This is a genomic window from Photobacterium indicum (genome assembly GCF_003026215.1).
In the GTDB taxonomy this organism is placed as follows: domain Bacteria; phylum Pseudomonadota; class Gammaproteobacteria; order Enterobacterales; family Vibrionaceae; genus Photobacterium; species Photobacterium indicum.
In genome coordinates this window covers 1-19,801 of record NZ_PYOC01000013.1, presented here as the reverse complement: position 1 = coordinate 19,801, position 19,801 = coordinate 1, and the positions used below count along the sequence as shown (strand labels likewise).

The window sequence follows — 19,801 nt, the reverse complement described above, 5'->3', positions numbered from 1 at the left end:
CTCTAAAACGAAGTCTAAGCAGGAGATTCAATGTTAGACCCTAAAGTGATTGTCGCACTCGACTACCCGAACCAAGATGCAGCATTAGCGTTTGTTGACCGTATTGAGCCGGGAAGCTGCCGTCTAAAAGTGGGTAAAGAAATGTTCACTTTATATGGCCCTGACTTCGTGCGTAAATTGCATGAACGTGGTCATTCTGTATTTTTAGACCTGAAATTCCATGATATTCCAAATACTTGTTCGCGTGCTGTTGCAGCTGCGGCAGAGTTAGGGGTTTGGATGGTGAACGTTCATGCAAGTGGTGGCGAACGTATGATGGCTGCTTCACGTGATATTCTAGAGCCGTATGGTAAAGATCGTCCTTTATTGATTGCAGTAACGGTATTAACCAGTATGGAAGCGTCAGATCTTGCGGGTATTGGTATTGCCTGCGCACCACAAGAACAAGTATTAAACTTGGCAACATTAACTAAAAACAGCGGCCTTGATGGTGTAGTTTGTTCTGCTCAAGAATCAACGCTGTTGAAATCAGCATTGGGTAAAGAGTTTCAATTAATTACTCCAGGCATTCGTCCTGTTGGTAGTGCTGCTGGCGATCAGCGTCGTGTTATGACACCTGTTGAAGCCGTTAATGCGGGTTCTGATTACTTAGTTATTGGCCGTCCTATTACACAGGCGACTGATCCTGCTGCTGTATTAGCTGAAATAAATAAATCACTGGCTTAATTGTTTTACGATAAAAAGCAAACGTTTACTAACCCCGCTACTGCCTACTAGCAATAGCGGGGTTTTTGTATTCAAATTAACATTTAATCTTGGGGGTCGCTTTACTGATTCTATTGGTTCTATCGTGTGTTGGGGCAGAGAAGTGACTGTCTAATAGTTTCTGAGTCAGTGAGTGCTGTGGCGCACTGAATACTTCTGCAGTTGGCCCTTTTTCTACAACCTCGCCATCTTGCATGACGATCACTTTATCTGAGAAGTGTTTAACTACGCCCATATGTTGCGATACATAAACATATGACAAGCCCATTTCTTCTTGAAGCTCTAAGAGCAAGTTCAGAATCTGTGACCGCATTGACATATCTAGCCCATTTAACGCCTCATCAGCAACGATAATACATGGCTGAAGGATCAGAGCACGTGCGAGTGATACACGCTGTTTTTGACCCGTAGCAAGCATCTGAGGGTAAAAATACGCATGTTCAGGCAATAAGCCTACTCGTTTCAAAGTAAGCATAATACGACGCTCACGCTCTTGTGGGGTCATATTCGTATTTCGTTTTAATGGACCTTCTAATATGCGACCAATTTGGATACGTGGGTTCAGCGATGTATTGGGATCTTGGAAAATCATGCGGATTAATTTACATCGAGTTTGAAAATCCTTAGGTGCTAAGACTTCACCATTAACTCGAATTTCACCTGCGGTAGGCTCAACAACGCCTGAAAGCATTTTGGCTAACGTTGATTTTCCAGAGCCATTTTTCCCGATAAATGCAATGGTTTCCCCTGCTTCTAACTTGAAAGAAATCGGTTTAATGGCTTCAATAGTACGACGGCGAAATAACCCTGCACGGTAGTGATAAGATTTTTGAAGGTTATCTACTTCAAGTAAAGAACTCATTTCTTTTTATCCTCCATATTCAGCGGGAAGTGGCAGCTGAATTTATGGCTTTTTATCTTCCTACGTTTGGGTACTTCTACACATTTGCGTTGTGCATGTGGGCAACGTGGACCTAATCGGCAACCAATAGGCAGATGCTGAAGAGGAGGGATAGAACCTGGCAGGGTTTCCAATTTACTTTTATGTGACACATCTAAGCTAAAGTCAGGCATCGCTCGCATTAATGCTTCAGTGTAAGGGTGGTGTGGTGATTCCAGCAATTGCTTTCGGCTACCTGATTCGACAGATTGGCCACAGTACATCACGGTAATACGATCTGCCCACTGTGTTACGGTCGTTAAATCATGGCTTACAAGTAATATGGTGGTATTGCCTAATTGGTTCATACGGCTTAGTAAGCGGAATATTTGTGCCTGTGTAATCGGGTCTAAATCATTGGTTGGTTCATCGGCAATAAGCAGGCGAGGGCGGTTTGCAATCGCCATGGCAATCATTACCTTTTGACACTCACCATCGGTCAGTTCATACGGGTAACTTTTCATTACGCGCTTATGCTCTTTGATACCAACTTTGTGTAGCAGTGCAATCGCTTGTTTTTGGCGCCAATGAATACGTTGCCACCATCGACCTGAAAATGATGATGAAGGTATGGCCTCTTCTAATTGCTCACCAATATTTTCAGATGGATCAAGGCAAGAAGAAGGTTCTTGGAAGATCATCGCAATTTCACGACCCACAATCTTTCGACGTTCACGTGCTGATAGAGCCAATAAATCGACATCTCCTAGACGCAAGCGATCGGCCGTCACTTTCCAGTTGTCTTTTGTGACACCAGCAATGGCTTTAGCTACTAAGCTTTTTCCTGACCCTGATTCACCAACAAGCCCCCGGATTTCACCTTCGTTTATGGTTAAGCTCATGCGATCTACCGCTTTCACCATACCTTGTGGCGTATCAATCTCTATCGTCAGGTTACGAATATCGAGTAATGGCATTTAATCAATCCCCGCATTTAATGCTTGGCGGAGTCCGTCTCCTACTAAGTTTACAGATAAAACGCTAAACATGATTGCAAGCCCAGGCAAGGTTACGGTCCAAGGTGCTAAGTAAATTAATTCGATGGAATCTCCCAGAATTGAACCCCATTCAGGAGAGGGTGCTTGCGCGCCTAAACCGAGAAAGCCCAATGCAGCAATATCTAAAATAGCAATGGAGATAGCCCGCGTTAATTCTGTAGTCAGCACGGTTAAGATATTGGGCAAAATAGAGTTATACAGTAGGTAGAAGTTGTTAGCCCCATCAAGGCGTGCAGCAATGATATAGTCTTTTTCTACTTCAGTGTGAACGGCGGTATAAACGGCACGAATAAATCGAGGGATTAATGCTAGCCATATTGCCAATAAAATATTGGTTTCACCAGGCCCCATATAAGCGACAACAATAATCGCTAATAATAAAGAGGGAATAGATAAAACAGTATCAAGTACATGGTTCAGTATGCTTGATTTTAAACCGCGAGTCATACCTGCAGTTACACCGATCAAAAATCCAATCAGGCTTGCTGCAATAGCGACGAGTAGCGCATAGCCAAATGTGAGCTGAGAACCGAGTATTAGGCGGGTTAAAATATCTCGGCCAAGATCATCGGTACCGAAGAAGAACTCAACATGACCTGATTGATCCCATGATGGTGGCATTAGCAGTTCCCCAACCTGATGATAAGGGGAATATGGCACTAACCATGAAGCAGTAATGGTTATTAATATCAGGATGAGTAAACACCACAAGCCAAACATCGCTAATGAGTTAGCTTTGAAATTGATCCATGAGCGCTCCCATTGTGTCGGGATTTTTTGTTCCTGATAAATGTTATTTGATAGCATACCATTCTTTCCTTACAAGCGGATTCACGGCTGCACCAGCAAGATCTGACAATATATTGGCTAATAATATAAAGCTCGCTACTGTAATTACGCCCGCTTGAATTGCCACATAATTTTGATCTGCAATGGCGTTTAATAACCAACGACCAATACCCGGCCAGTTAAAAATTGATTCTGTAAGCATTGCAAATGTCATCATGGTTGAAAATTGCATACCTAATTTAGGAATAATCGGCGGTAGCGCGTTTTTCATGCCATGACGCCTAACAATTTCAAACATTGATAAGCCTTTGGTTTGTGCAACTTTGATATAATTTTGTGTCATTACTTCAGAGATGGAGGCACGTGTTAGACGTATCACTTCCGTTGTTGGTGCCATAGCCAGTACTAGTGTGGGCAATACGAGGTGTCTAATAACATCTGATAGCGCTTCTGAACGATAAGGTTTATCCGATAATAAAACATCAAAGATCGCCACCCCCGTAACGTGATCAATTTCATACAACAGGCTGTAACGACCCGCGACAGGTAGCCAACCAAGGTTGAGTGAAAACATCAAAATTAACAGCATCGCTAGCCAAAATAAAGGAATGGAATACCCTAAGATAGTGATCGAAGATATAAGAGTATCAGTAAACCGGCCACGCTTTACGCCTGCTAGCGTACCCAGTGGTATACCGACAAATAACGATAGTATAAACGCGAAAAAACACAGCTCTAACGTAGCTGGAAACACCATCATAACTTCATGTAAAATGGGAACACCGTTTTGATTTAGTCCTAAATTTCCCAGCGCTAATCCTTCAATGTAGCTTAACCAGCCACTCCAAAATGGTTGGTTGCTCCATGCTGATGCTTCGTCTAAGCGTAGAATGCTAAAACCAATCATCGTCAAAATAGCGAGAGTGATGATGAAAAGATTTAATCGGCGAATGGTATATATAAGCATATTTTACTCGCTTCGATAAACACTGGAAAATGAGCGAGTACCGAAAGGACTCATCTGTAACCCACCTAATGATTTATGGTGAACCTGAAAGTGCACGCCATGTGCTAATGGAACTAATGGCACCTGTTGATCTAAAATATTTTGCGCTCGATGATAATAATTTAAGCGTTGATCAAGCTTACTGGTACGTAAAGCAAGCTCGAGTAAATTATCAAAGTCTAGATTACACCAATTGGCAATGTTAAGCCCTGCCTGTTTGGCATCGCATGATAATAAGGGGCGTAGAAAATTATCAGGATCACCATTATCAGCAATCCACCCTGATAAGATAAGGTCAAAAGAGGCAGCTTCACCCATGCTGATACGATCAAGCTTATCTTGATGTGACATCGTCACCTGAATACCAATGGCTTTTAGATTAGCTTGAATCAGCTCTGCTGTTTTTCGAGGGCTAGGATTATAGGGACGAGGTTCAGTGGGAACCCACATCGATAATATTAATTTATTATAATACCCAGCTTCTTTTAATAATCTAATGGCTTCTTCAGGATCAAAATCCAATGCTTGGCTCTTGTGATTATAGGCCCATGACATAGGTGGCAACATGCTTTTGGCTTTGGTGCCTGTACCGTAATACACCGAGTCGAGTAAATTATCGCGATTAATGGCAAAGCTAATGGCTTTACGTACGCGAATATCCTGCAAGATAGGCTTGTTATTATTGAGCGCTAGAAATGATACATTCATGCCCGTTTGCGCCATTAATTCAAACTCTGAATGATCAGAAATGACGGATAGTTGGCTGGCAATCGGTGATGAGAGTACATCACATTCGTGACTTAATAGTTTAGCCAGTGAACCTGTGCCGCGTGATGATATATCGAACACCACTTGACCCATTGGTGCAGCTCCTTGCCAATAGCCCCAGTGACGTTTCAAACGAATGAGATCGTTAGGTATGTACTGGTCTAAATAAAAAGGCCCTGTTCCGATAGGTTTCATATCGAGCTGGTTTAGCTGACCTGCCTGAAGAAGCTGTTGCCCGTATTCTTGTGAATAAATGACCGCGTAGCTTGTGGCCAGGTTTGATAAAAAAGAGTTATCAGGGCGGCTTAAAATAAATTTAACGGTATGGGAATCAATCGCGACAATATCATTGATTAATTTATCAAAAGCTAAACTTTCAAACCAAGGGTAACGGCCACCAGAGATGTTAAAGAATGGGTGACTAGGGTCAATAACACGCTTAAAACTGAAAATAACATCTTGAACATTTAATTGGCGAGTTGGGGTGAACCAATCCGTATTCTGGAACTCAATGCCTTTGCGTAGCGCAAGCGTGTATTCAAGTCCGTCGTCACTAATCGACCAGCTACGAGCGAGTCCTGGTAGCGGTTGGTGGCTAACAGGATCGAGCACTAATAAGCGATCAAATATTTGAGCGGCAAGGGTATCTGTTGTTAGACCACCGTCGGTTAACTGCGGATTGAATATTGTGGGTGTGTCTTGGCCACAATAAATGAAACCACGGCTTCGTATATCAGTATCTTTTTGCGGCTCAGAACAACCCATAAGGCTAACTAGGCTAAAACAAGCAAACAAAAGGCGAGTATATGCGCTCATATCGTAAAGGCGTCGAATGAAATCAAGTCGTTAAATTTAACATTTTCCATCACAGCCACCAAGTAATCATCCTTGATATCCTCCTTTTCTTAACGTTATGCTGTTTAAATAACAGCCATGCTTTTAGATTTTCTGAAATTATGGAGATTAATTGCTCAACCTCAAGAGAAAACGAAAGAGATGCGACCCAGCAAACATTACTCTTCGTTACTGCCGACTAGCTGATATTTACGTAATAGCCCTCTCAGTTGATGGTAGCTTAACCCCAATAATTCAGCGGCTTTTCTTTGATTAAATTTGGCTTGTTCCAGTGCGTTACGCATTATTTCGATTTCTTGAGCTTGTTGCCATTGACGTAAATCCATAGGGAAAGTAACGTCAGTAGTTAAAGCATTTGTTGAATCTTCCGTTGGGCGAGTGTCATCTTGTTTATCGTGCCAAGGGGCATGAAAAGGGTTAATGATAATATTCTCGACAGGTTCATCTTCAAGGCTATGACGAAACACCGAACGCTCAACCACATTTTTAAGTTCACGAATATTACCAGGCCAGTGATACTCGAGTAGTGCGGCACGTGCTTGTGGAGTGAAACCAGAAAAGTAACCAAACCCTAATTCACGACACATACGTACGGCATAGTATTCAGCTAATGGAAGAATATCGTCGAAGCGTTCACGTAATGGTGGTAGATGAATAATATCAAAAGCAAGGCGATCGAGTAAATCAGCCCGGAATTTACCCTCTTGGGCAAGCTGTGGTAAGTCTGCATTGGTTGCACAGATTAAACGAACGTTAGCTTGGCAGGTCTTGCTGCCACCAACTCGTTCATACTCCCCATATTCAATAACGCGTAGTAATTTTTCTTGTACCCCAAGTGGTGCCGTGGCTAATTCATCAAGAAACAAGGTGCCATCTTCTGCTCGCTCAAAACGCCCTTGATGCCTTCCTTTTGCGCCAGTAAATGCGCCAGCTTCGTGACCAAATAGCTCTGAATCAATTAAACCATCACTTAGCGCTGCACAATTTAAGGTTATTAAGGGCTGATCCCAACGGCGAGATAAGTAATGCATTCGTTGTGCTATCAGCTCTTTACCTGTACCTCGTTCACCTAAAATAAGGATCGGGCGATTAAGTGATGCTAATCGAGATGCCTGATCTAGCACAGTAAGGAACGCTTCCGATTCACCGATTAAATTATCTTTATTTTGCATGGTTAATCTCGCTAAATATTGGCGCATTACCCCACACCATAGCAGCCTGTTTATTGAACTGTAAAGTTAAGTGTATGATTTTTATTGATCAAAAAGTTGGCACGCGACTTGATATATATTTGATGTGACATTAAGTTATTAATTATAAATCGGCCTTACGTGCAGGTTTAATAAAGGAGTTTTTATTATGGGTATTTTTTCTCGCTTTGCAGATATTGTTAATGCAAATGTAAACTCACTGCTTGATAAGGCTGAAGACCCACAAAAGTTGATCCGCCTTATTATTCAGGAAATGGAAGACACGTTAGTTGAAGTTCGTACCTCATCAGCGCGAGCATTAGCTGATAAGAAAGAACTGCAACGTCGTATTAATTCGATTGAAGCACAATCAAATGATTGGCAGCAGAAAGCGAGCTTGGCATTACAGAAAGGTCGTGAAGATCTTGCTCGTGCGGCGTTAATTGAAAAGCAGAAAATAAGTGACGTAGCACTAACACTGAATGAAGAGTTCAAGTTAGTTGAAGAAACGATTGATAAACTAAGTTCTGAAGTTGCAGAGCTAGAAAGAAAGCTGCAAGAGACACGTGCTCGTCAACAATCACTGGTTCTTCGACATAAAGCGGCGGGCAATCGTCGTGATGTTCGTCGTCAACTTGATACAGGTAAAGTCGATGAAGCACTATCAAAATTCGAGCAATACGAACGACGTATAGATGAGATGGAAGCAGAAGCTGATAGTTACAACCTTGGTCGTGGTAAGAATTTAGAAGATGAATTTGCGGATCTTCAGGCTCAAGACAGCATTGAACAAGAGCTGGCTAGAATGAAAGCGAACATTAAAGATAAAGAGTAGTATCATTCTAGATAAGTTAATAATCAGGTACTTATCTTGATGAATGTCATCTACTCTGATTAATTTGGAACAACGTCGATTCTGCGCGGAAAGGAGAGAAACGAATGTCTATGGGTTTTATTGTTGGTCCGTTAATGGTGTTTTTAGTCATTGTTGCACCATTATGGTTGATTCTTCATTACCGCAGTAAGCGTCATGCGAGCCAAGGATTATCTGGTGAGGAGCATGAACAATTGCAAGCGTTAGCGATCCGCGCAGAACAAATGCAAGATCGTATTTCAACGCTTGAGCGCATCCTTGATGCCGAAGCTCCCCAATGGAGGCATAAGTAATGAGTAAAATCTTATACCGTGATACAAAAAATGGAAAATTGGGTGGGGTGTGTGCGGGTATCGCAGAATACTTTGGTATGGAAATTTGGCTTGTCCGAATTCTTGCGGTATCGGCATTTTTACTCGGCGTTGGCTTTTTTGCGACATTGGCGTATATCGCGGCGTGTTTAATACTTGATAAAATGCCGGAAGAACGTACACAGCAACAAACGACATATAAAGAACATAATGTGAAACAAAAGCCATGGCAAGCGGGGCAACCTGCAGAGCAGATTTTACGAAATGTAGAATCTGAATTAAATGGTATGGAAGGTAATTTACGCAAAATGGAAGCTTATGTCACATCTTCCGCATTCAACGTTGATCGTGAGTTTAAGAATCTATAAAGCTTACTATACGTACATCTCACTAGTTACAATGAGCAGGCTTAGGCCTGCTTTTTCGTTGATGGTTAATTGCTCTAAGCTGATGGTAGTTGTACTAAATTGGTATAAATAACGAGTAATGTTCATTATCAGTTAATTTTACTTTGTGTATGCTATCTCCAGAATAAAAAGAAATAAGGCATGATATGAATCGTATTGGTAATGAGTTAAATAAACTGGTTAATCGTAGTTTAGATCGTCACGTACGTTTAGCGGTAACGGGATTATCTCGATCGGGTAAAACTGCATTTATTACTTCATTGATCAATCAGCTACTGCATGTCAGTACAAATCCACGTTTGCCTCTTTTTACAGCGGTACGCGATGGTAATTTACTGGGGGCTAAGCGAGTCCCTCAACGTGATATGCATGTACCAAAATTTGGCTATGATGAAGGTATGGGATCATTGTTGTCTTCACCGCCAGCTTGGCCCGAACCGACTCGCGATGTTAGCCAAACACGATTAGCGTTACGTTATAAACCGCAAAAAGGCCCGATGAAACTGTTTCAAGAAACAGCCACTTTGTATCTTGATATTGTGGATTATCCGGGGGAGTGGTTACTTGACTTACCTTTGCTTGATCTGGATTTCATGGCGTGGTCTAAACAGCAGACAAAGGTATTAAAAGGTAAGCGGTTAGAATTAGCGCAAGAATGGATAGCTATGGGGGAAACATTCGACCCCTTTGCTCCTGCTGATGAAGTTTTAATTGAACGCATTTCGGCAGCATTTACTGATTACTTGTATAAGTGCAAGGCTGAAGGTGGATTACATTGGGTTCAGCCTGGACGTTTTGTGTTACCTGGCGAGCTAGCAGGGGCGCCGGTATTGCAGTTTTTCCCTATGATTTGGGAACACAACTATACCGAACAACAACTTCAACAAGCCGATGAACACAGCAACATAGGCATGCTGAAGAGTCGGTATAAATACTATCAGCAGCATGTTGTAAAAGCGTTCTATCGAGATCATTTTTCAAAATTTGATCGTCAGATCATATTGGTCGATTGTTTACAGCCATTGAATGCTGGAACCGAGTCATTTAATGATATGCGCCAAGCGCTGGATCAGTTAATGCAGAGCTTTAAATACGGGCGTAGTTCGTTATTACGTCGATTGTTTTCACCGCGTATTGATAAAGTCTTATTTGCAGCGACAAAATCAGATCATGTAACGCCAGAGCAACATCCGAATTTAGTGAGTTTATTGCAGCAGTTGGTGAATGAAGCGTGGCAAACGGCATCGTTTGAGGGCATTAAAATGGATTGTGTTAGCTTGGCATCTATTCAAGCAACAGAGCCCGGCTTTGTCGCTCATCAAGGGTCACAAGTACCTGCTTTACGTGGGTGTAATCTTGAAGGGGAGTCCCAAACAATATTTCCTGGCGAAGTCCCCCGTCGATTACCCAACGAGAGTTTTTGGCAAAATAATGGTTTTGATTTTGTGAATTTCCGTCCATTAGCCCAACAAAGCGATGAACCATTGCCTCATATCCGTATGGATAAAGCGCTTCAGTATTTGCTAGGAGATAAGTTGAAATGAGTGAGCCTTCGCAAAATAAAGCATTCAAAACCAAAATTGTGTTTGATGAAGCACAGCCAGCAGATTCTGAGGCTGAATTGACAGCTCAAGTGCAATTTGCAGAAAGTAATACCTTTCTGCCAGAAGTGAAAGCTGATGATGATATAGAAGAACAGCTTTCTCATTCTTTGGCGAGTAAACCGAAAAAACGTTCGAGCTGGTTTAAAGGCTTACTTATCGCTGGTGCAGCGATGACGGGTTGGCAAACGGTGGATTATGTTGTTTCTGCGTATCAAACTGGCGATTGGTTAGCATTAGGTTGGAGCGTTATTGTTGCCGGTATTGCAACAATGGGAATAACAGCACTTGGGCGTGAATTATTTAAGCTCCGTCGCTTAAAGCAACGTCAAACTGAGCGTGAACAAGCACAAATATTATTAGATGCAGACGGCATTGGGCAGGGTAAAGCTTTTTGTATGAAGTTGGCTAAGCTCAGTGATATCCGTGATGAACATGCAGGTTATGATCGGTGGGTGCAGTCTTTAGCGGCTACGCACAACGACCGGGAAGTACTCGAACTGTATGACCAAATGGTACTCAGCCATCAAGACCGATTATCACGTCAGCTTGTGGCTAAGTATTCGAGTGAAGCTGCAGTCATGGTCGCAGTGAGCCCGCTAGCAGTAGCTGACATGTTGCTGGTGGCATGGCGCAACTTCAAATTGATTGAGCAAATCTCTGTCGTCTACGGGGTTGAGCTAGGCTATTGGTCTCGTATTAAATTGGTTAAATTAGTATTAGCCAATATGGCTTTTGCTGGTGCTACGGAAGTGATTGCTGATACGGGTATGGACATGCTATCGATGGATTTAGCGGGCCGAGTGTCAACCCGAGTTGCCCAAGGTGTGGGGGTAGGTTTACTGACGGGCCGATTAGGGCTTAAAGCGATTACATTAATGCGACCATTGCCGTGGCAACCCGATCAACAGCCTAAATTGAGTGAAATTCGACGTGATTTGTTGCTGAAGCTAACACATAAAAATGAAAGTCCACAAAATAAGTAATAGTAATAAATAACAACGAGATAATTGTTTTTTTTATGATAATTATTGGCTTGGTCGACTATAAAGTGAATTTATAGTCGACTAATCTCTCATCATACTACATCAGTGACTTGACTCATTTTCCGCTTCGTCGCACACTTCATAAGTGTCAACTATTCCTGACACATTAAACTGAATCATCATAATATTAATTGAAAGCGTAATTCCGCTGAAATTAAGCGACGTTTATATCATAAGGCGCACGATATGAGGCTACAGGTCTTTTGTGAAGATCGACTAGGAATGACCCGAGAGCTGCTGGATATTCTTGCCAGCCAAGAGATTAATCTCAGGGGAATTGAAATTGATCGCATTGGTATTATTTATCTCAATTGTCCTGAAATTGAATTTGAACAATTTAGCCAGCTTATGTCGCAAATCCGTCAGTTAGACGGAGTTACAGATGTACGGAAAATTCAGTTCATGCCGAGTGAACGAGAACATAAAGAGCTAAAGGCCCTATTACAAACGCTGCCCGATCCATTTTTCTCTATAAACCTCAGTGGCAAAGTTGACCTAATTAATGAAGCTGCAGAGCAATTAATGAGCAACGTAAGTACTGATGTTTTGGGTGAGTACATTCAAATTCTTCTTGGCTTTAACTACACTCGATGGGTCGAAAAAGAAGGTGCAAATAAGCGCAGTGAAATGGTTGTCATTGCGGGTTTAGACTACCTGATGGAAGTTATGCCTGTCTATGTGACTAACGAGAATGAAGAGTCTGTCATGGTGAGTGCTGTGATTTTACTCAAATCATTATCTGAAGCAAAAATGCCCATCGCAATGCGAGAAATTAGTGGTGATAACGGCTTTGAACATTTAGTCGGTCAATCGTCACGTTTCAAGCATCTGTTGGGTCAAGCGAAGAAACTCGCATTACTCGATGCTCCTTTACTGATTCAAGGTGAAACAGGAACAGGTAAAGAAATGTTGGCGCGTGCTTGCCACCAACGTTCAATGCGTCGTGAGCATCCATTCCTTGTCGTGAACTGTGTCTCAATGCCGGATAATGCAGCAGAAACTGAATTATTTGGCTTTTCGGGAGGCGCAAATGAAGCAGGGAAAAAAGGTATTTTTGAACAAGCTGCTGGTGGCACCGTTTTCTTATATGAAATCGGTGAAATGTCAGCACATTTACAAATAAAATTACTTCGATTCTTGCAGGATGGGACTTTCCGTCGTGTAGGAGAAGAAGAAGAAATTAAAGTAGACGTACGCGTAATTTGCTCTACTCAGAAAAAATTACCGGATCTTATTGCTGCGGGTGAATTCCGTGAAGACCTGTATTATCGCTTAAATGTGTTGGCCCTCGTTGTACCACCATTACGTGAACGTACTGCTGATATTGTGCCACTTGCTGAGTTATTCTTAGCGCAATTTGCCCAAGAATTGCAGCAAGCTAAGCCTAAAATTTCAGATAAGCTTTCACAGTACCTTAGTCAGTACGCATGGCCGGGTAATATTAGGCAATTACGTAACGTATTATTCCGTGCGATGACACAAGTCGATGGTTCTGAAATTACGATTGATGATGTTCAACTGCCAGAGAACGAAACAACCAGCATTATTAGTGACGAAACACTTAATGGTTCACTAGATGAAATCATGAAACGTTATGAATCCGGTATATTGTCTAATCTTTATAGTAGTTACCCATCAACGCGAAAGTTAGCAAAGCGCTTAGGTGTATCTCATACTGCTGTGGCGAATAAATTGCGAGAGTATGGTTTAAGTAAACGTTAATTCATCGTTTAATTATCAGATAAAATACCACACTGAGATGAATGACAGTGTGGTATTTCTCTTTATTTGGTAATGGTTGGTATCAGTGATAGCTGACCTGATTCTAGTGCCAGTAATTGAGAGACCATTTCTTGACCGTAGCGATAATTACACAATGAATTGTTGTTGTTGAGTACACGGTGGCAAGGAATAATAATGGGGATGGGGTTTACGTTTCTGGTTATGCCAATGGCAGGAGCTGCATTCGAAGTGCCAAGTTTGTCTGCGATTTGTTGGTAGTTGAAGGTTTCACCAAAGGGGATTTCAGTGAGCGTTTGCCAGACTTGTTGCTGGAACTGTGTACCCTGAGGTGCCAAAGGGATAGTGAATTTTTGCCTTTTCCCGCTTAGGTACTCTGTAAGTTGATTCGTGTAAGGTTTCATAGCATCGGGATCATGTTCCCAACTTGAATCGGGACAAAATCCAGCGCTACCCACAGTGAGTTGTCGTAACCCCTTGCTGTCGGCAAGAAGGTAGACTTTTCCTAGTACAGTATCAATAACGTCGTAATACATCATAACAGCCAAAGTACACCATAAGTTTTAAGGGACTAATTTGTTTAACTCTATTATAAACCGCTCTACAACATTAGTGGTTGATGAACTTAAAATTCGTTTGATCGGTAACAAAGATTCTGCTCGAATTACAGCTTACTACCAAAAAAATCGAGCATATCTACAGCCTTGGGAGCCGTTACGCGATGAAAATTTTTTCTTACCTGAAGGGTGGGAGAAAAGGTTGTTACAACTAACCGAACTTCATAAACACAATCTTGCTTATTATTTTGTTATTACGACGAAAGATTCAGATGATGTAATTGGGGTTATCAACTTCAGTAATTTAGTGAAGCACCCGTTTTATGCATGCCATGTAGGCTATTCATTGGCTGAAACTTATCAAGGCAAAGGTATTATGCACCGTGCTCTTGATGCTGTTGTCGAGTGGATGTTTGAAGAGAAACAGTTTCATCGCATTATGGCTGCCTATATGCCAAGAAATAAACGCAGCGGTAAAGTGTTAGAAGATTTAGGCTTTGAAAAAGAAGGCAGAGCGAAAGACTATTTACTGATCAACGGTAAATGGGAAGATCATATACTTACCGCAAAAACAAATCATAACTGGGTGCCACCGAAGTAGCTAACAGGTTCGACTGGCTGCTAACGTACCGTGCGCGTGATTCTGGCCGTTGTCTGTCTAGTTTTGTTTCGTTGTCCCGTCCTAAAAATAAAAAGGCTTGCTATTACAGCAAGCCTTTTGCATTTTAAAAATGGTTATTCGACAGTAAGAATACGCATATTGTTAGTCGAACCAATCGTATCCATTACGTCACCTTGGGTGATAATGACAAGATCACCCGTTGTTAAGTAACCATGTTCTTTTAGAACAGCCAGTGCGTGTTTAGCCGCTTCAAGACCTGCGTCGCTATCACGGTCGAAATAGACTGGTGTTACACCGCGGTATAGTGAAGAACGGTTCAGTGTGTTTTCGTTACGAGACATAGCAAAAACAGGTAAACCAGATGAGATACGAGACATCATTAATGGTGTACGACCAGACTCGGTCATTGCTACCATCGCTTTTACGCCTTCCATGTGGTTTGCAGCATACATGGTAGACATTGCGATCGTTTCTTCAGGTGAAGAAAATGTGCGAGCTAAGCGGTGATTGGATACATTGATGCTTGGCTCTTTTTCAGCACCCACACAAACACTCGACATTGCTTGAACGGTTTCAACTGGGAAATCACCAGCCGCTGTTTCTGCAGAAAGCATTACAGCATCAGTACCATCCAATACGGCGTTAGCAACGTCCATTACTTCTGCTCGTGTTGGCATCGGGCTAGTAATCATCGACTCCATCATTTGAGTCGCAGTAATAACGGTACGGTTAAGGCTACGAGCACGACGAATTAACTTCTTTTGAACGCCAACCAGCTCTGGGTCACCAATTTCAACACCAAGGTCGCCACGAGCAACCATTACCACATCAGATGCCATGATGATGTCATCCATCGCTTCTGTTGTTGCAACAGCTTCTGCACGCTCAACTTTAGCGACTAACTTAGCTTCTAGACCTGCATCTAATGCAAGGCTTCGAGCATACTTCATGTCTTCGCCGTTACGTGGGAATGACACAGCAAGATAATCAACCCCCATTTTGGCTGCTGTAATAATGTCGGCTTTGTCTTTCTCAGTTAGTGCTTCAGCAGAAAGCCCACCGCCTTTTTTATTGATGCCTTTGTTATTAGATAACGGACCACCAACGGTGACTTCGGTATGTACTTTATTACCACTCACTGCTGTTACTTTTAACTGAACTCGACCATCATCTAGCAGTAAAAGATCGCCAGTTACAACATCATTGGGTAGCTCTTTATAGTCAAGACCGACAGCATCTTGATGGCCTTCACCTTTTGGAAGGTCACTATCTAGTGTGAACTTATCACCGATAGCCAATTGTATTTTACCGTCTTTAAAGGTAGAAACTCGAATCTTTGGACCTTGAAGATCGCCAAGAATAGCAATATGTTTTCCAAGCTTTGCTGCAATTTCACGTACCATTTTTGTACGTTGGATATGATCTTCAGGGCTACCGTGAGAGAAGTTCATTCGAACTACGTTAGCACCAGCGGCGATAATTTTTTCAAGGTTGTTATCGCGGTCAGTAGCAGGACCAAGTGTAGTTACGATTTTGGTACGTCTTAGTTGTTCAGACATTTGAAACTCCATCTTTTATTTAACTGTGCTATACCGATCACACTGTGGATCAGTCACTAACATGATGAAATATTACTACAGGAAAAGGGGCGAGAAAGCTGTTCTTCATCAATAAATTGAAAAAAATATACATTTCCATGTAAGTAAGTTATGCATATTTTCTTATAATTACTGAATAACATTCATTTAAGTATAGTTATTTATGAATTGATTACTTAAGTGAATCCAATGAGTAAGCTGCTTGTTCAATATTTTATGAAAAAAAAAGCACGAATATTCATTCGTGCTTCCTATTTTTATGAATGATACTAATTTAGTATTAAAGAACATTATCTTTTGAAAAACGAGAGTCTTTTAATGATTCTTTTACACGTTTTAAGTTTTCTCTAAAGCCTGAACCACGACGTAATGTAAAGCCTGTAGCAAGCACATCAATGACTGTCATTTGTACAACACGACTCGCCATTGGCATATAAATGTCAGTGTCTTCTGGTACATCGAGACATATAGAGAGAGAACATTCACGATCAAGCGGTGAATCTTTGGCTGTAATACCAATAACCGTTGCACCATTTTCACGAGCAATACGTGCGATATCAACCAAACTTTTGGTACGACCAGTGTGAGATATCATCACGACAACATCACCATCAGAGCAATTAATAACACTCATGCGCTGCATAACGATGTCGTCGAAGCATACAATGGGGATGTTAAAACGGAAAAATTTGTTTTGCGCATCGTGTGCAACAGATGCAGATGCACCTAAACCAAAGAACGATATTTTCTTTGCCTGAGTCAGCAAATCAACAGAACGATTGATTTGTACTGGGTCAAGGCTATTCTTAGCTACGTCAAGGCAAGCCATTGTAGATTCAAATATTTTTGATGTATAAGCATCAGGGCTATCATCTTCTTCAACGTTACGGTTAACGTAAGGCGTTCCATTTGCAAGGCTTTGAGCTAAATGCAATTTAAAGTCAGGGAAGCCTTTTGTGTCTAAGCGACGGCAGAAACGGTTAACCGTTGGCTCACTGACATCCGCCATTTTAGCAAGCGTAGCAATACTTGAATGAATAGCGGTTTGTGGTGATGCAATAATTACTTCAGCAACTTTACGTTCGGACTTACTGAAGTTATCTAAATTTTTTTGAACTTTTTCTAGGGTATTCATAGCGATTACCGCGTTAGTTACTGAATTACATTCGTAGGCTTAATTAAGATATAAAGCCAATATGGTGAAACTATACTACTTTTCATCGATTCGCTCCTAGTAGTTAGCTTTCTATTTTTATTATAGTTTGATCGGGATCGACTTTTTTCTTTCAGTTTTGAAACTAAATTTAAAAAATAAGGCTTTTTTTACTCTGATAAAAGGTTATTTTGTAGTTTAATTTCATATGCGAGGAATTAATTTACAGGGTGAAATAAATAAATAGTTATTTTATATCTTTTGGCGTGCTTTGGTATTTTCATGAAAATAACGAGTGAAGGTAATAGCCAATCCACTAATTGTTTGATTAATTTAGCGAGAGTTAAAATGCTTTTAGACAAGTCTAAAAATATTTTACACTCGCTCAAAGGGAACACCACTGGAAGCCAACTTCTGTGTCTAGCGATTTCAAAAGGGAACGACTCTTCTATCAACCGCTATCCTTGAACTAGATGCCCAGTTGTGTTCTGAATGGTCAGATAATTAATGGAATTGGTATAATTAATGAAAGTAAGTATATGCGGTTGTGGCTGGTTAGGTTTACCGTTGGCAAAATATTTAGTATCACAAGGGTTCGATGTCTACGGCAGTAAAACCAATCTGGAGGCGGCTAAACAACTAGAAAGTGTCGGTATTCATGGGGTTGAATTAACTATTCCACTTGAGCGATCACACATTAGCTCTGAAATGAGAGCTTTTTTTGCCGCAGGTGTATTGGTTATCAATGTTCCACCAAGACGAAGAGCAGTACAGAGCCATGAATATATTGCTTCGGTTTTATCATTATCTATGGCTGCAAAGGATAATGGTTGTAAGCGAATTATTTTTATCAGTACCACATCAGTATATGGCAGTATGCAAGGTGAAATCACTGAGTCAATGCAACCAAACCCTGATAGTGAATCGGGCATCACTCATTATAAATTAGAACAACAATTGCGTGACATCTGGGGGGATGATTTGGTTGTCTTGCGCTTATCTGGTTTGATTGGTCCTAATCGTCATCCTGCTAAGTTTTTATCGGGGCGCACTGGCATCAAGGGGGGGAAATCACAGGTTAATTTGATTCATCTCGATGACTGTATTCAAGCCATCACGAGTATTATTGTAAAATCACCAGATGTAAAAACACTGCACCTAGCAGCCCCTTTTCATCCAACGCGAGAAGCATATTACACTGCGAGTGCATTAAAAGTGGGTATCGATCTACCGATTTTTGAGGAAGATTTAACACCAAAAGGGAAAGTGATTAACTCAGAAAGAACAATAAAAGTTTTAGGCTTATCTTTGAAGCATCCCGATCTTGCGGTATCAGCGTTAGACATTGCTAAGCCTTGACGTATGGTGAAAAAAAATCCCGTTGAAATTCAACGGGAAAATGTTTTTACACAATAAGGAATTTGTAGCAGCAGTGGTAATTCAGACTATCAAGGTCAATGTAACGTAGTCATCCTTTCGGTAAGGATGCAAACCAGTAATCTCAATCATAGTAATAAGAGTGTGCATTGCTTAGTTAGTTCAATTTCATTTCAATAAAATGGGCTATGTATTTCTCCTCCTTATTTATTCATAACCAACAGGGGAATGATGGCTTGGGTGATTTTTTGTGTTTTTTAAGATAAAAAAATCCCGCTGAGAATAATGTCAGCGGGAGGAGTGTTCCATAAAACAATTAGGAGTTTGTAGCAGCAGTGGTAATTCAGACTATTAAGGTCAATGTAACGTAGTCATCCTTTCGGTAAGGATGCAAACCAGTAATCTCAATCATAGTAATAAGAGTGTGTATTGCTTAGTTAGTTCAATTTCATTTCAATAAAATGGGTTATTTATTTCTCCTCCTTATTTATTCATAACCAACAGGGGAATGATGGCTTGGGTGATTTTTTGTGTTTTTTAAGATAAAAAAATCCCGCTGAGAATAATGTCAGCGGGAGGAATGTTCCATAAAACAATTAGGAGTTTGTAGCAGCAGTGGTAATTCAGACTATTAAGGTCAATGTAACGTAGTCACCCTTTTGGTAAGGATGCAAACCAGTAATAAGAGTGTGCATTGCTTAGTTAGTTCAATTTCATTTCAAAAAAAGTGGATTATTTATTTCTCCTCTCTATTTATTCATAACCAACAGGGGAATGATAGTTTGGGTGATTTTTTTGTGTTTTTTAAGATAAAAAAATCCCGCTGAGAATAATGTCAGCGGGAGGAATGTTCCATAAAACAATTAGGAGTTTGTAGCAGCAGTGGTAATTCAGACTATTAAGGTTAATGTAACGTAGTCACCCTTTCGGTAAGGATGCAAACCAGTAATCTCAATCATAGTAGTAAGAGTGTGTATTGCTTAGTTAGTTCAAATTCATTTCAAAAAAGTGGATTATTTATTTCTTACTTACTGGCAGAGGGATGATGGTTTGGGTAATTTTCTGTGTTTTATAAGGAAAAAAATCCCGCTGAGAATAATGTCAGCGGGAGGAATGTTCCATAAAACAATTAGGAGTTTGTAGCAGCAGTGGTAATTCAGACTATTAAGGTTAATGTAACGTAGTCACCCTTTCGGTAAGGATG

At 41.0% G+C, this 19,801-nt stretch carries 18 protein-coding genes; 9 read left to right on the top strand and 9 right to left on the bottom strand.

The features are described 5' to 3' along the window. Window positions 1-30 precede the first annotated feature (30 nt). A complete protein-coding gene (pyrF, locus tag C9J47_RS22775) occupies window positions 31-726 on the top strand; it encodes an orotidine-5'-phosphate decarboxylase (protein ID WP_107255551.1) in 696 nt (231 codons plus the stop codon). Window positions 727-802: 76 nt separating this feature from the next. Here pyrF and C9J47_RS22770 read toward each other — a convergent pair whose 3' ends face one another. From C9J47_RS22770 to pspF, 6 genes are all read right to left on the bottom strand, one after another. Further along, window positions 803-1,627 carry a peptide ABC transporter ATP-binding protein gene (locus C9J47_RS22770; RefSeq protein ID WP_107255550.1) on the bottom strand — a complete coding sequence of 275 codons (825 nt, stop codon included), beginning with the start codon at window positions 1,625-1,627 and terminating at the stop codon, window positions 803-805. Further along, entirely contained in the window at window positions 1,624-2,622 is a 999-nt protein-coding gene (locus C9J47_RS22765) for a peptide ABC transporter ATP-binding protein (protein WP_107255549.1), read from the bottom strand. Before C9J47_RS22765 ends, C9J47_RS22770 begins: the two co-directional genes overlap by 4 nt. After that, window positions 2,623-3,510: a putrescine export ABC transporter permease SapC gene (gene sapC / locus C9J47_RS22760; protein WP_107255548.1), complete on the bottom strand. Its 888-nt coding sequence runs from the start codon at window positions 3,508-3,510 to the stop codon at window positions 2,623-2,625. It lies immediately after the preceding gene. Continuing rightward, window positions 3,497-4,459, bottom strand: coding sequence for an ABC transporter permease (locus C9J47_RS22755; RefSeq protein WP_107255547.1), 963 nt, complete (start codon window positions 4,457-4,459; stop codon window positions 3,497-3,499). The genes sapC and C9J47_RS22755 overlap by 14 nt, the downstream gene beginning before the upstream one ends. 3 nt (window positions 4,460-4,462) lie before the next feature. After that, window positions 4,463-6,082, bottom strand: a complete 1,620-nt coding sequence (gene sapA / locus C9J47_RS22750) for an ABC transporter substrate-binding protein SapA (protein WP_107255546.1) — start codon at window positions 6,080-6,082, stop codon at window positions 4,463-4,465. Window positions 6,083-6,279: 197 nt separating this feature from the next. After that, entirely contained in the window at window positions 6,280-7,293 is a 1,014-nt protein-coding gene (gene pspF, locus C9J47_RS22745; protein WP_107255628.1) for a phage shock protein operon transcriptional activator, read from the bottom strand. Window positions 7,294-7,480: 187 nt separating this feature from the next. Here pspF and pspA point away from each other — a divergent pair, with 187 nt between their 5' ends. The 6 genes from pspA (at window position 7,481) to tyrR (ending at window position 13,272) form a co-directional block, all read left to right on the top strand. Then, window positions 7,481-8,146 carry a phage shock protein PspA gene (pspA, locus tag C9J47_RS22740; protein WP_006233512.1) on the top strand — a complete coding sequence of 222 codons (666 nt, stop codon included), beginning with the start codon at window positions 7,481-7,483 and terminating at the stop codon, window positions 8,144-8,146. 104 nt (window positions 8,147-8,250) lie between these two features. Beyond that, window positions 8,251-8,478: an envelope stress response membrane protein PspB gene (gene pspB / locus C9J47_RS22735; protein WP_006233513.1), complete on the top strand. Its 228-nt coding sequence runs from the start codon at window positions 8,251-8,253 to the stop codon at window positions 8,476-8,478. After that, window positions 8,478-8,864 (top strand): envelope stress response membrane protein PspC, encoded by a 387-nt coding sequence (pspC, locus tag C9J47_RS22730; protein WP_006233514.1) that lies wholly within the window; start codon window positions 8,478-8,480, stop codon window positions 8,862-8,864. Before pspB ends, pspC begins: the two co-directional genes overlap by 1 nt. A gap of 185 nt (window positions 8,865-9,049) precedes the next feature. Next, on the top strand, window positions 9,050-10,447 hold the full coding sequence (locus C9J47_RS22725; RefSeq protein ID WP_107255545.1) for a YcjX family GTP-binding protein: 1,398 nt from the start codon (window positions 9,050-9,052) through the stop codon (window positions 10,445-10,447). Continuing rightward, on the top strand, window positions 10,444-11,490 hold the full coding sequence (locus C9J47_RS22720; RefSeq protein ID WP_107255544.1) for a YcjF family protein: 1,047 nt from the start codon (window positions 10,444-10,446) through the stop codon (window positions 11,488-11,490). The genes C9J47_RS22725 and C9J47_RS22720 overlap by 4 nt, the downstream gene beginning before the upstream one ends. Window positions 11,491-11,736: 246 nt before the next feature. Then, the gene (gene tyrR, locus C9J47_RS22715) at window positions 11,737-13,272 is read left to right on the top strand and encodes a transcriptional regulator TyrR (protein ID WP_107255543.1); all 1,536 of its coding nucleotides are present in this window, start codon (window positions 11,737-11,739) and stop codon (window positions 13,270-13,272) included. A 62-nt stretch (window positions 13,273-13,334) separates the two neighbouring features. On the opposite strand, the gene C9J47_RS22710 is transcribed toward tyrR, so the two are convergent. Beyond that, window positions 13,335-13,829 (bottom strand): methylated-DNA--[protein]-cysteine S-methyltransferase, encoded by a 495-nt coding sequence (locus C9J47_RS22710; protein ID WP_107255542.1) that lies wholly within the window; start codon window positions 13,827-13,829, stop codon window positions 13,335-13,337. A 37-nt stretch (window positions 13,830-13,866) separates the two neighbouring features. Between C9J47_RS22710 and rimJ the strand changes: the two genes are divergently transcribed. After that, window positions 13,867-14,448, top strand: coding sequence for a ribosomal protein S5-alanine N-acetyltransferase (gene rimJ, locus C9J47_RS22705; RefSeq protein ID WP_107255541.1), 582 nt, complete (start codon window positions 13,867-13,869; stop codon window positions 14,446-14,448). A 134-nt stretch (window positions 14,449-14,582) separates the two neighbouring features. On the opposite strand, the gene pyk is transcribed toward rimJ, so the two are convergent. Next, the gene (gene pyk / locus C9J47_RS22700) at window positions 14,583-16,028 is read right to left on the bottom strand and encodes a pyruvate kinase (protein ID WP_107255540.1); all 1,446 of its coding nucleotides are present in this window, start codon (window positions 16,026-16,028) and stop codon (window positions 14,583-14,585) included. Window positions 16,029-16,347: 319 nt separating this feature from the next. Next, window positions 16,348-17,202, bottom strand: coding sequence for a MurR/RpiR family transcriptional regulator (locus C9J47_RS22695; RefSeq protein WP_006233521.1), 855 nt, complete (start codon window positions 17,200-17,202; stop codon window positions 16,348-16,350). A gap of 543 nt (window positions 17,203-17,745) precedes the next feature. Between C9J47_RS22695 and C9J47_RS22690 the strand changes: the two genes are divergently transcribed. Beyond that, window positions 17,746-18,579, top strand: coding sequence for an NAD-dependent epimerase/dehydratase family protein (locus tag C9J47_RS22690; protein ID WP_107255539.1), 834 nt, complete (start codon window positions 17,746-17,748; stop codon window positions 18,577-18,579). Window positions 18,580-19,801 lie beyond the last annotated feature (1,222 nt).